This window comes from Akkermansia muciniphila (assembly GCF_040616545.1).
GTDB lineage: Bacteria > Verrucomicrobiota > Verrucomicrobiia > Verrucomicrobiales > Akkermansiaceae > Akkermansia > Akkermansia muciniphila_E.
Genome location: NZ_CP156688.1, coordinates 352,934 through 365,640, shown reverse-complemented (window position 1 = coordinate 365,640; position 12,707 = coordinate 352,934). Strand labels below are relative to the sequence as shown.

General features: G+C 55.0%; 8 protein-coding genes, 2 tRNA genes and 3 rRNA genes. 12 read left to right on the top strand and 1 reads right to left on the bottom strand.

Features of this window, described 5'->3' with window-relative positions:
• The first annotated feature begins 525 nt into the window (after window positions 1–525).
• The 12 genes from ABGM91_RS01485 to ABGM91_RS01430 all read left to right on the top strand — a co-directional run bounded on the left by ABGM91_RS01485 (window position 526) and on the right by ABGM91_RS01430 (window position 11,757).
• Window positions 526–2,037: ribosomal RNA gene (locus ABGM91_RS01485) — 16S ribosomal RNA — on the top strand.
• Between the two features lie 170 nt (window positions 2,038–2,207).
• Window positions 2,208–2,283, top strand: a tRNA-Ala gene (locus tag ABGM91_RS01480).
• A gap of 88 nt (window positions 2,284–2,371) precedes the next feature.
• Window positions 2,372–2,448: transfer RNA gene (locus tag ABGM91_RS01475), tRNA-Ile, on the top strand.
• A 213-nt stretch (window positions 2,449–2,661) separates the two neighbouring features.
• Window positions 2,662–5,497 (top strand): 23S ribosomal RNA (locus ABGM91_RS01470).
• Window positions 5,498–5,738: 241 nt separating this feature from the next.
• Window positions 5,739–5,854: ribosomal RNA gene (gene rrf, locus ABGM91_RS01465) — 5S ribosomal RNA — on the top strand.
• The 16S, 23S and 5S rRNA genes sit together here with 2 tRNA genes alongside, the layout of an rRNA operon.
• A 239-nt stretch (window positions 5,855–6,093) precedes the next feature.
• Complete coding sequence (locus ABGM91_RS01460) at window positions 6,094–6,801, top strand: hypothetical protein (protein WP_354833158.1); 708 nt, start codon at window positions 6,094–6,096, stop codon at window positions 6,799–6,801.
• 55 nt (window positions 6,802–6,856) lie between these two features.
• The gene (gene dapA / locus ABGM91_RS01455) at window positions 6,857–7,756 is read left to right on the top strand and encodes a 4-hydroxy-tetrahydrodipicolinate synthase (RefSeq protein ID WP_354833156.1); all 900 of its coding nucleotides are present in this window, start codon (window positions 6,857–6,859) and stop codon (window positions 7,754–7,756) included.
• 12 nt (window positions 7,757–7,768) lie between these two features.
• Window positions 7,769–8,509, top strand: a complete 741-nt coding sequence (gene dapB, locus ABGM91_RS01450) for a 4-hydroxy-tetrahydrodipicolinate reductase (protein WP_354833154.1) — start codon at window positions 7,769–7,771, stop codon at window positions 8,507–8,509.
• 60 nt (window positions 8,510–8,569) lie between these two features.
• Window positions 8,570–9,079 carry a 2-amino-4-hydroxy-6-hydroxymethyldihydropteridine diphosphokinase gene (gene folK / locus ABGM91_RS01445; RefSeq protein WP_102725401.1) on the top strand — a complete coding sequence of 170 codons (510 nt, stop codon included), beginning with the start codon at window positions 8,570–8,572 and terminating at the stop codon, window positions 9,077–9,079.
• Between the two features lie 20 nt (window positions 9,080–9,099).
• A complete protein-coding gene (gene panB, locus ABGM91_RS01440; protein WP_354833151.1) occupies window positions 9,100–9,891 on the top strand; it encodes a 3-methyl-2-oxobutanoate hydroxymethyltransferase in 792 nt (263 codons plus the stop codon).
• A 13-nt stretch (window positions 9,892–9,904) separates the two neighbouring features.
• On the top strand, window positions 9,905–10,840 hold the full coding sequence (locus ABGM91_RS01435) for a TIM barrel protein (protein ID WP_354833149.1): 936 nt from the start codon (window positions 9,905–9,907) through the stop codon (window positions 10,838–10,840).
• 47 nt (window positions 10,841–10,887) lie between these two features.
• Window positions 10,888–11,757, top strand: coding sequence for a M23 family metallopeptidase (locus ABGM91_RS01430; protein WP_354833147.1), 870 nt, complete (start codon window positions 10,888–10,890; stop codon window positions 11,755–11,757).
• 18 nt (window positions 11,758–11,775) lie between these two features.
• Here ABGM91_RS01430 and ABGM91_RS01425 read toward each other — a convergent pair whose 3' ends face one another.
• Entirely contained in the window at window positions 11,776–12,621 is an 846-nt protein-coding gene (locus ABGM91_RS01425; protein ID WP_215428936.1) for a GYF domain-containing protein, read from the bottom strand.
• Window positions 12,622–12,707 lie beyond the last annotated feature (86 nt).

Sequence of the window (12,707 nt, the reverse complement as noted above, 5' to 3'; positions counted from 1 at the left end):
CGTTGTGAAAGGGGCCTTTTTCGTGAAAAAAGAGAAAAATGTAATACGTTAAGAATCAGCAATATTTAGAATGTTGAAAAAATCTTTGAAAAAACGACTCGAAAAAAATTGACACTTGGGGTGATTTTGATAGACTTCTCGGCACGCCAACACGGCGACGGGATGAAAAGCCCGGCAGCGGAAGGCCTGGAAAACAGGAGCTGAAGCGGCTGGGGCCGGCCACCCGGAAGAGGGCTTGAAAGAGAGCTCCGATAAGAAGATTTCAAGGGAATGACTACCGAACCCGCCGAGGGTTTTCCGGAGGTCGTCGAGAGACGGTCGAAGGAGAAAAAACCCGAAGGAGCGACCTTGCTCCGAGAGGGGCGGATTGGTAGAAGCAAGGGAAAGAAAAAAGGTCGTGACGCGCGCCGTGCTTGGCAGAGCGAAGATGTCCTCGAGAGACACAACTTGAGGGAAGAGCTGACTGAAGCATGGCGCAGATGAAATCGAAAGATTCCATTTGGTCCAGCAATTTCAAAAATTATTTTGATGGAGAGTTTGATTCTGGCTCAGAACGAACGCTGGCGGCGTGGATAAGACATGCAAGTCGAACGAGAGGATTAGTAGCTTGCTAATAATTCTCTAGTGGCGCACGGGTGAGTAACACGTGAGTAACCTGCCCCCAAGAGTGGGATAGCCCCGGGAAACTGGGATTAATACCGCATAAGATCGCAAGATTAAAGCAGCAATGCGCTTGGGGATGGGCTCGCGTCCTATTAGTTAGTTGGTGAGGTAACGGCTCACCAAGGCGATGACGGGTAGCCGGTCTGAGAGGATGTCCGGCCACACTGGAACTGAGACACGGTCCAGACACCTACGGGTGGCAGCAGTCGAGAATCATTCACAATGGGGGCAACCCTGATGGTGCGACGCCGCGTGGGGGAATGAAGGTCTTCGGATTGTAAACCCCTGTCATGTGGGAGCAAATTAAAAAGATAGTACCACAAGAGGAAGAGACGGCTAACTCTGTGCCAGCAGCCGCGGTAATACAGAGGTCTCAAGCGTTGTTCGGAATCACTGGGCGTAAAGCGTGCGTAGGCGGTTTCGTAAGTCGTGTGTGAAAGGCGGGGGCTCAACCCCCGGACTGCACATGATACTGCGAGACTAGAGTAATGGAGGGGGAACCGGAATTCTCGGTGTAGCAGTGAAATGCGTAGATATCGAGAGGAACACTCGTGGCGAAGGCGGGTTCCTGGACATTAACTGACGCTGAGGCACGAAGGCCAGGGGAGCGAAAGGGATTAGATACCCCTGTAGTCCTGGCAGTAAACGGTGCACGCTTGGTGTGCGGGGAATCGACCCCCTGCGTGCCGGAGCTAACGCGTTAAGCGTGCCGCCTGGGGAGTACGGTCGCAAGATTAAAACTCAAAGAAATTGACGGGGACCCGCACAAGCGGTGGAGTATGTGGCTTAATTCGATGCAACGCGAAGAACCTTACCTGGGCTTGACATGTAATGAAAAACATGTGAAAGCATGCGACTCTTCGGAGGCGTTACACAGGTGCTGCATGGCCGTCGTCAGCTCGTGTCGTGAGATGTTTGGTTAAGTCCAGCAACGAGCGCAACCCCTGTTGCCAGTTACCAGCACATAATGGTGGGGACTCTGGCGAGACTGCCCAGATCAACTGGGAGGAAGGTGGGGACGACGTCAGGTCAGTATGGCCCTTATGCCCAGGGCTGCACACGTACTACAATGCCCAGTACAGAGGGGGCCGAAGCCGCGAGGCGGAGGAAATCCTAAAAACTGGGCCCAGTTCGGACTGTAGGCTGCAACCCGCCTACACGAAGCCGGAATCGCTAGTAATGGCGCATCAGCTACGGCGCCGTGAATACGTTCCCGGGTCTTGTACACACCGCCCGTCACATCATGGAAGCCGGTCGCACCCGAAGTATCTGAAGCCAACCGCAAGGAGGCAGGGTCCTAAGGTGAGACTGGTAACTGGGATGAAGTCGTAACAAGGTAGCCGTAGGGGAACCTGCGGCTGGATCACCTCCTTTCTATGGAGTAAGTGCATTAGAAGTGCACAGGTCGGATCTCTTCCTGAGGGAAGAGGGAGCGGAACCCGTGAGGGCCCGCAACGAACCAAAGATGTGTAAACAGCCAGTTCGCTTGGAGCGAAACTAGGCACGACGTGCGTGACGACCTTTTTTCAAACCGAACCGCAACTGGGGGTATAGCTCAGTTGGTAGAGCGCCAGCTTTGCAAGCTGGATGTCCGGGGTTCGAGTCCCCGTGCCTCCACCAGTTTCGGTAAGAGGGCGGCCAGGGCGCCAGGTAAAAACTATTAACTATTACCTGTTCGCTGTTAACTGCCTCTGCGAGACCCAAAGCCGGGCCTGTAGCTCAGTTGGTTAGAGCACGCGCTTGATAAGCGCGGGGTCACAGGTTCAAGTCCTGTCAGGCCCACCAAAAGCAAATCGATTATTGAGGGAAGAACGAAAATTGACATCTGCGTGGCAAAGAAAACAATTGCTGAGAAGCAATTGCTTTCCAACAAAGTGGGTAGTTGAAAAACAACTACAATACACAATTTAAAACATGCATACCAAGAAATAAGACAATACAGTAAGTCACGAAAGGGCTTTGTGGTATTGTGGAAGTGGTAAAAAACTTTTGCAATATGATGAAGTAAGTAAGGGCGTACGGTGAATGCCTTGGTGCCAACAGGCGAAGAAGGACGCGGCAAGCTGCGAAAATCCTCGGGAAGCTGCAAGCAAGCGATGATCCGGGGGTATCCGAATGGGGTAACCTGATCGAGTTAATACTCGATCGTTCATACCTGAATACATAGGGTATGAAACGCGAAACCCGCTGAAGTGAAACATCTCAGTAAGCGGAGGAAAAGAAAGAGAAATCGATTCCGTAAGTAGTGGCGAGCGAAAGCGGATGGAGCCCAAACCGAAGGTACTCCTTCGGGGTTGTAGGACCACGACATATTCGACCATACTGGATAGTAGAACAGCCTGGAAAGGCTGGCCGTAGAAGGTGAAAGCCCTGTAAACGAAATCCAGCGTGGGAATTAGTGGTATCCTGAGTAATACATCACACGTGGAACGATGTATGAATCAGCGCGGACCACCGCGCAAGGCTAAATACTAGTTGGCGACCGATAGTGAACAAGTACCGCGAGGGAAAGGTGAAAAGAACCGCTGTGAGCGGAGTGAAATAGAACCTGAAACCGTATGTCTACAAAGTGTCAGAGCAGAGCGATCTGCGATGGCGTGCCTTTTGTTTAATGAGTCTGCGAGTCAGTGTTTGTGGCAAGACTAAGGGCTTCCGGCCCGGAGTCGTAGCGAAAGCAAGTCCGAATAGGGCGAATTAAGTCGCAGGTACTGGACCCGAAGCGGAGGTGACCTACCCTTGGCCAGGTTGAAGCATGGGTAAAACCATGTGGAGGACCGAACAGGTGAACGTTGAAAAGTTCTCTGATGAGCTGAGGGTAGGAGTGAAAGGCTAATCAAACCCCGTGATAGCTGGTTCTCTTCGAAATGCATTTAGGTGCAGCGTCACGTGCTGATGCGCGGGGGTAGAGCACTGACAAGGCTAGGGGGCACACCCGCTTACCAAACCTTATCAAACTCCGAATACCGTGCAATGGAACGTGGCAGTGAGACAGTGGGGGATAAGCTTCATTGTCGAGAGGGAAACAACCCAGACCAGCAGCTAAGGTGCCTAAATAACGCTCAGTGGAAAGGATGTGGGATTACACAGACAGTGAGGATGTTGGCTTAGAAGCAGCCACCATTTAAAAAATGCGTAATAGCTTACTCATCGAGTGATCCTGCGCCGAAAATGATTGGCGATCAAGCGTTATACCGAAGCTCTGGACTTTACCTTATGGTAGAGTGGTAGAAGAGCGTTGCATACGCGTTGAAGGGTGATGGCGACTGACCCTGGAGCGTATGCAAGTGAGTATGCAGACATGAGTAACGTAAAGCCGGGTGAAATCCCCGGCCGCCGTAAACCCGAGGTTTCCAGGGCAACGTGTTTCGTCCCTGGGTTAGCCGGGACCTAAGCCGAGGCCGAGAGGCGTAGGCGATGGACATCAGGTTAATAATCCTGAGCTCGCGACCCTTAAACTGGGAGGACGCATGAGAAAAGATGACTAGGTTATTGAATTCCGAGTTGAGTCTACGGACTCAGCGCATCATTGGATCGAGTGCCAAGAAAAGCCCCAGCATATGCTAAGCGACCCGTACCGCAAACCGACACAGGTGGGTGGGTAGAATATACCAAGGCGTAAGAGTGAAACCTGGTTAAGGAACTCGGCAAATTAGCCCCGTAACTTCGGAAGAAGGGGTGCCTGCAGCGATGCAGGCCGCAGAGAAATGGCCCAACCGACTGTTTATCAAAAACACAGCACTCTGCAAAGACGCAAGTCGAAGTATAGGGTGTGACACGTGACCAATGCCGAAAGATTAAGGCAAGGGGTTAGCCGCAAGGCGAAGCTCTGAACCCAAGTCCCGGTGAATGTCGGCCGTAACTATAACGGTCCTAAGGTAGCGAAATTCCTTGTCGGGTAAGTTCCGACCTGCACGAATCGTGAAACGAGTTGGGCACTGTCTCAACCAGGCGCTCAGTGAAATTGTAGTGGCGGTGAAGATGCCGCCTACCCGCAGAAGGACGGAAAGACCCTATAGACCTTAACTGTAAGCTGTCATTGTTTCTTCGGTTTTAATGCTCAGAGTAAGTGGGAGACGCTGAAGACACCCTTTAGGGGGTGTCCGAGTCATCAATGAGACACCACCCTTTGAAACTGGAGGATCTAACCCTGAGCCGTGAATCCGGCCAGAGGACCGTGTCAGCCGGTCAGTTTTACTGGGGCGGTATCCTCCCAAAGAGTAACGGAGGAGCGCGAAGGTGGGCTCAGCCCGGTTGGCAACCGGGTGTCGAGTGCATGGGCATAAGCCCGCCTAACTGTGAGACCTACAAGTCGAGCAGATGCGAAAGCAGGCCCAAGTGATCCGGCGGTAGAAAGTGGAATTGCCGTCGCTCAACGGATAAAAGGTACCTTAGGGATAACAGGCTGATCACGCCCAAGAGTTCATATCGACGGCGTGGTTTGGCACCTCGATGTCGGCTCGTCGCATCCTGGGGCTGGAGAAGGTCCCAAGGGTCCGGCTGTTCGCCGGTTAAAGCGGCACGCGAGCTGGGTTCAGAACGTCGCGAGACAGTTCGGTCCTCTATCCTCTGTGGGCGTTGGAAAATTGAGGGGTTCAGACCTTAGTACGAGAGGACCGGGTCTGACGCACCACTGGTGCATCGGTTGTACTGTCAAGTGCATGGCCGAGTAGCTAAGTGCGGACGGGATAAGCGCTGAAAGCATCTAAGCGCCAAGCCCATCCCAAGATGAGTTTTCCCTATAGGTTCGTGGAAGACCACCACGTTGATAGGTCGCAGGTGTAAGTGCAGCAATGTATTGAGCCAAGCGATACTAATTACCAATAGACTTCATCATATTACATCACTCCCGTTCGTGAATAACAACTTACCGTTGTCCTGTTCATACGATGTATGTTAAAAAAAAGTAACACCACCAGCCACGCAGATGTCAGTTTACGCTGACTTTCCTCAAGAGGCCACTCCTCTTTTAGAAATCTTCTTAAAGCCACACAAAACACATACAAAAAATCCCCCCCTCAAAGCCCCCAAGGGCTCCCGGGCAGGCAGGATGAAGAGAAACCCTCTTCCCCCTGAAGCCCGGTGGCCAGAGCGCAGTGGTCCCACCCGGTCCCGTTCCGAACCCGGAAGTGAAACGCTGCCGCGCCAATGGTAGTCGGACGATAGGTCCCGCAAGAGTAGGTCGCCGCCGGGATTTTTTTCATCAAGCCCCGCCAGTTCAAAAACTGACGGGGCTTGCTCTTTTCTTGATATGAACCATTAAGAGTTCCAGGGGGTAAAACAAAAGAAACAAGCAAGGATTGATCGCCTCCTCCTGCTTCTCAGAAGAAAGGTGCATTATAATATTTCCTTAACTATTCCTCATTCTTTCTTAACGGTTTAAGAGTGTGTTGGATGTTGACGGAATTCGTTCTTTCTTCAGAATGGCGGCGTATGAAATCTCCTATTATTCAGAAACCTGTTGCCGTCATTCTGGGGAACGCCGGCAACATAGGATATCTGGCGGCCAGGGCATTTGCCTGCCAGGGAATTGCGGTTGCCATGCTGCATGAGTCCGGTGAAGAGTCCTCCCGAGTGGTCGGCTGTCTTCCGGGAGCCAATCACTTCGCCATGTCCGGGCGGCTGGACCATTCACCCGATCTGGCTTCCTTTGCTGGACTGGTGCACACCTTGTATGGGCGCGTGGATTATCTGCTTACCTGTGAAGATGCTGCTGTTAAGGTGAAGGGATTGAATTATTCCGCACGCGGCCGCCTGACCGTTTTGCTGGAGCATGCTTTTGTTTCCGGCGCCATGGTCGTTCATATGGTTTCCCGTTCCGGAAGGAAGGTGAGATGGAAGGAGGCTGAGGCCGGAATGGAAGATAGCCTGAACCGGAGTGATGTCAGAATGAACCAGGTGGTGATTCACCGCCCGGTATTTCGGCATGTCTCGAATTCCAGGCTGGCGTCCTCCGCCTGTGCGGCGGTGCTGTTCCTGTGCGGCAGTGAAGGAAGGCATATCCACCGCGAATACATTGTAGTCAATGGGAGAAGGGCCGCCTGGAGGCAGGGTGCCCGTCCGGAAACGTCCCTCTCCTTTCTCAAGTCCTACCTGGAATTTTGTTCCGCCTGTTCACGGACGGTGTTTCTGGATGCCTGACAGGCGTGCCATATTTCTGTATTCTGTCGTGACAAAAAGTGTCTGTTAAGATAGTATGCTTCCAAGTAAAGTTATGAAGTTTCAAGGTCTTTATACAGCAATTGTGACTCCTTTTATCGGCGGCCGTGTCGATGAAGAGGCTTTTAGAATGCTTGTGGAAGCCCAGGTTGCTGCCGGCGTGGCCGGCATTGTGGCCGTCGGCACCACGGGAGAATCCCCCACCTTGACTGTAAAAGAGCACTTGAGGGTGATTGAACTGGCCGTCAAGTATGCTGCGGGCCGCATCCAGGTGATCGCCGGCACGGGGGCCAATGCTACTGCAGAGGCCATCCACATGACGCAGGAGGCGGAAAAGATGGGCGTGGACGGCACTCTTCAGGTATGCCCTTATTACAACAAGCCTTCCCAGGATGGCGTTTATGCCCACTTCAAGGCCATTGCGGACGCCACCAGGCTCCCGATCATGCTTTACAGCATTCCGGGCCGCTGCGGCATTGAGATCAGTGTGGAGACGGTTGGCCGCCTGGCCAGGGACTGCCCCCATATCATTTGCGTGAAGGAGGCAGGCGGCAGCGTGGACCGCGTGAACCAGCTCATGCAGGTGGTTCCTGAAGATTTTACCGTTCTTTGCGGTGATGACGGCCTGACGGTGCCCTTTATGGCCTGCGGAGCCAGCGGTCTGGTTTCCGTGGCCTCCAACCTGGTTCCCGGCATCATGAATTCCATCGTGAAGGCCGGACTGGACCGGAATATGGGAGAAATGCTTTCCCTCCAGAAGACGTTTTATCCCCTCATGAAGGGATTGATGACGCTGGACAGCAACCCGGTCCCGATCAAGGCGGCCCTGGCGCTGAGAGGCGATATTCAGCCCGGCGTGCGCCTCCCCCTGGTTCCTTTGCCGGAAGAGAAGGAGGCCCAGCTTTCCGCTCTTCTTCAACGTTTCAACGTTCTTTAATATCTCAATTATATGATTTCCATTCTTGTTACAGGTATTTCCGGCCGCATGGGCCAGGCCGTCCAGGAGGCGGTGACGCAGAATCCGGACACTTGCGTAGGCGCTACGCATGACCAGGGCCAGGAGCTCTATCCGGCCCTCGCTAAATGCGACGTCGTCATTGATTTTTCCCACCATGCCTTCACCAGCACCCTGCTGGCTGAAGCCGTGGTCAATAACAAGCCCCTGGTGATCGGCACCACGGGCCATACGGCTCTGGAACGGCAGGAAATTATGGATGCAGCCGCATCCATCCCGATCGTTTTTGCCTCCAATTATTCCGCAGGGGTGAACGCCCTGTTCTGGCTGACGCGCAAGGCGGCCCAGATTCTGGGGGGCAGCTGTGACATTGAAGTGATGGAAATGCACCATCGCCACAAGATAGACTCTCCTTCCGGCACGGCCCGGACCCTGGCTGAAATTTTGTCCGGCGCCATTGGCCGGAATTATGAGGACAGCGTGGTCTTTGGCCGTGAAGGCCTCGTAGGCCCCCGTCCGGACAAGGAGATAGGCATGCATTCCCTGCGTGGGGGTGATGTGGTGGGTGACCATACCGTGGTGTTTGCCTCTGACGGCGAACGCCTGGAACTGACCCATAAGGCATCCAGCCGCATGACGTTTGCTGCCGGAGCGGTTCGCGCCGCCCTCTGGCTCCAGGGAAAGGAACCGGGACTGTACACCATGGAAGATGTCCTGGGCCTGTCTGAACTGTAATTTTTCCGGCGTCATGGCCGTTCTTCTTTCCCGGAGCGGCCATGGCGCTTTTTTTGCGTGATGAAGAGAGCCGGAATCGCACTGGGTTCCAATCTTGGGGACAAGAACAGCCTGATGGTCCAGGCCCGGGACCATTTGCTGCAGATGAGCCTGTCCGACGATCCTTTTTTACAATCCTCCCTGTATGCTACCAGTCCCCAGGGCTGCCCGCACGGCGCGGATGATTATTTGAATGCCGTGGTGGAGTTTACCTGGCCGGGCACGGTGGAAGAGCTGCTGGTGCACTGCCAGGGTATAGAACGTGCATTGGGACGCGTCCGCTCCGGCATCCGCTGCGAGCCCCGTACTGCGGACGTGGACATCATTTATGTGGGAGACATGGTGGTGAATGATTCCCCGCGCCTGATCCTTCCCCATCCCAGGGCCCATCTCAGAAAGTTTGTCCTGAAACCTCTTTCCGATATCAGGCCGGACCTCATTCTGCCGCGGCAGGATAAGACGGTTGCCGAGCTGCTGGCGGAGCTGGATACGGATGAGGCTGATCCTCTCCTGGTTTCGGAACGCTGGTAACTGCTTGTTTACTGAACATCATGAATCAATCTCTTGAAAAAGCGGAACGCATCCGCGCCTGCAAGAACAGGCGGCACGTGACGCTGGTAACCGGTTATGACTATCCTACGGGGCGCCTCCTGGACGAAGCCGGCGTGGACATTGTCCTGGTAGGGGATTCCGTGGGAATGGTGCTTCTGGGGTTCCCGGATACCACCCACGTGACGCTGGACCATATGCTCCACCACGTGGAAGCTGCGGCTCGCGGCGTAAAGAACGCTCTGCTGGTGGGGGATATGCCCATTCATACCTATGATACGGTGGAGGAGGCCGTGCAATCCGCCAGGCGGCTGTTTCAGGCCGGAGCGGACGCCGTCAAACTGGAAGGTGGGGCATCCCAGGCGGAGAAGATCCGCGCCATTGTGGATTCCGGCATTCCCGTGGTGGGGCACATCGGCCTTTTGCCGCAGAAGGTACTGGAGGAAGGCGGTTACAAGATCAAGGGGAAATCCTCCGCGGAGGCGGAAGCCCTGGTGAGGGACGTAAAAGCCGTGGCGGAGGCGGGAGCCTGCGCCGTGGTCGTGGAAGGAGTAACGCCCCATGCGGCCCGTCAGATTACCGTCCATTCCCCCATCCCCACGCTGGGCATCGGATCCGGCGCCCATACGTGTGACGGGGACGTGGTGGTGATTCATGATCTGGTGGGCGCATTCCCGTGGTTTGTTCCCGCTTTCGTTAAACCCCGCGCGGACGTGGCCGGCAGCATGACTGCCGCCGTCAAGGAGTGGATGAAGGATTCCTATACGGAGCCGGGTTCCATCAAATCATCATAATTTATTTTAACCCATGCTGGTATTTTCTACATGCTGGAATTCCCACCGTCACCAGGACGGGGAAGAGATGATTGATGAAATCCTCTCCCTGGGATTTGACCATGTGGAGCTTTCCCACGGCATCAAGCTGTCCCTCCTGCCGGGTATCATGAAGGCGGTGGAAGCAGGGAAGGTGCAGGTGGTCGGCGTTCATAATTATTTCCCCGCTCCGATTGACGAGGTGGGGGACGCACCGGACAGCAGGCCGTTTACGGCGGATCTGCCCCAGGTGCGCAGCAAGGCGGTTGAACTGACGAAAAAATCCATGGAACAGGGCGCGGCCCTGGGGGCCGGATACATTGTCCTGCACATGGGTACGGTGGAGCCTCTGGTGAAGCGTACGGATACGGCTCATTTGCAGAGCCTGGCGCGGCAGGGAATGGTGGGAACGGAGTCTTTTGCCGGAACCAAGGGGGAGTTTGTGCGCCGCCGCAACCGGCTGGCTCCCGTTTACCTGGAGCGCGCCCGTGAAGCCATCCGGCAGCTTCTTCCCGGCGCCGCGGAACTTGGCGTAAAACTGGGCATAGAGGGGCGCAGCCATTATGAGCAGGTTCCCAGTGAGGATGAAATGGCCCTGCTGATGCAGGAGTTTGGAGAAAATCCCTTCATTGGTTACTGGCATGACTTCGGCCATATTCAGAGAAAGCACAATCTGCTCATCCTGAATCATGAGCAGTTTCTTCGCAAAATGTCCTCCCATTTGATAGGGGGCCATGTGAACGACGTCAAGTGGCCGGCCCGGGACCATCAGGTCCCCCTGCTGGGCGGCGGGGTGCCGTTTGAACGCCTGCTGCCCTTTTTCCCGCGTGGAGTCCCGCTGGTCTGGGAACTTTCAGGCCGCGCCTCCGCGGAAGACATCCGCGCGGCGCGCGTGCTGTGGGCTGAAAAATTCCCGCAGACGCTGGACTGACCATCTTGAGGTTGTAAATCCGGCGGAGTGGATATAAAGTCGGGACGATGATAGACAAGACGACATCCCGCGTCATCCTGGGCCTTCTGGGAACGGCCTGTGTCCTGATAACGGCGTTTGCCTGGTACAAGGCCAGCCACGCCGCCTCTCCGGAGGCAGGAATGCGCCATAATATTTATGATGAGGATGTACCCTTGTCCGCTCCCGTCCCTGTAGATTACAGGATGATTTTATTTACTCCCCAGGAGTTGGCCAAGGCCCCGCTGGCAGATGTGTTTACGTCCCCGCTGGGAGATGAGAATGGCGCGTTTACCTACGTTGCCCAGGGACTGGGAGACATGAATGTCCCGCGCGGCGGACGGCATACCGGACAGGATTTGAATGGAATTGGCGGGGAGAACACGGATGAAGGCCTTCCGGTTCGCGCCGCCGGGCGCGGCCTGCTTGTTTACGCGGGCGAACCTTCTCCTGACTGGGGCAACGTGGTGGTACTGCTCCACCGCCTGCCGGACGGCCGTTTTGTGCAGAGCCTGTATGCCCATTTGAAAACCGTCAGTGATATTCCCCTGGGTTCCCTGGTGGGCCGCGGTGAGCAGATCGGCACCGTAGGCACGGCGCATGGAAATTATCTGGCCCATCTGCATTTTGAAATGATTGAATCCATTGCCCATGAAGCGGGGATGCCGGGTTATGGAAAGACAACATTCAACCGGATCAACCCGGATGAAGTGCTGAAACAGTACGCCCCCCCTCCTGGCATGGTGATGCCTGATCCCATTATTGCCCTGAAACAGGTCCAAATGGCGGCGGGATGGGAAAAACTGCTGGAAAACCTGTACAGGGACAACAGCATGGAAGCTCTGGACAAGATCCTGCCGGATGGCCAGCCGGACACGGGGAAGAAGGAAGGGCGCTGAACGGAGGATGTCCGGCGGTCAGGGCCGCGTGTCCGTATTTTTGGAAACCAGCTCCTGCTGTTTCCGGCTGATTTGCAGGACGCAGACCAGCCATAGCACGGTGGCCGCCGTCATCAGGGAGCCAATTACCAGGAATGCCGCCAGGTAATGTTCCGCCCCAAAGGGGAAAAGGGCGCACAGGGTCAGTGCCGTGGTAACAAGCAGGTACAAGCGCAGGGAGCGGGACGGAGTTTGCAGCATCCACTCCGCCGGATTTTTGGATGCCCGGTACAGCTCCTGAAGAATCAGGGCATTCAGCACCATGCCTACTACGGGCATGCAGCTCAGGAGAACGCTCAGGAAAGGCGTGAACCGGAGCCCCTGGATGTGGAAGCCATGAACATTGGCGCACGCCCGGTACAGCCAGATCAATTGAATCAGCAGGGAAGGAATGAACAGAATGCTGAAGAGGAAGACCATCGGCGCTACAGAGGAAGGAAGCTGGGCCATGCTCTGCTGAATAGCCGCCTGGATTTCCTCATAGCTGGCGGTATTGTTGGAAAAGACAATCCAACTGCTCCAGAGCATGCAGGGGAGCAGGACGATGCATGCCAGGATGGATAATCTGGCAAGTCCCGCCAGGGGATACCGCAAACGGTATGGCTGGTCTTTCGGGAGGCTTTCCTCTTCTTCATCCCGGATTTTTTCCGGGGCGGGGGACATGGCTGGCAGAACCTGTTCCACGGGCAGCCATCCAGCCATGCCCTGTTTCCAGGTGAGCGTTGTTGAGTCGATCACTCCCTGTCCCAGAAATTCGCGGACCTCATATTCGGAATAGGCTCTCGGCTGGGAATCACCGGGGAGTTTCAGGTAGTATTCACTCATTACCTATATTTTAGGGAAAAAAGCGGGCGCGGGGCAATGGGAAATTTGACGGATGACTGATTTAATCAGTCAACAAAAAAGCCGCC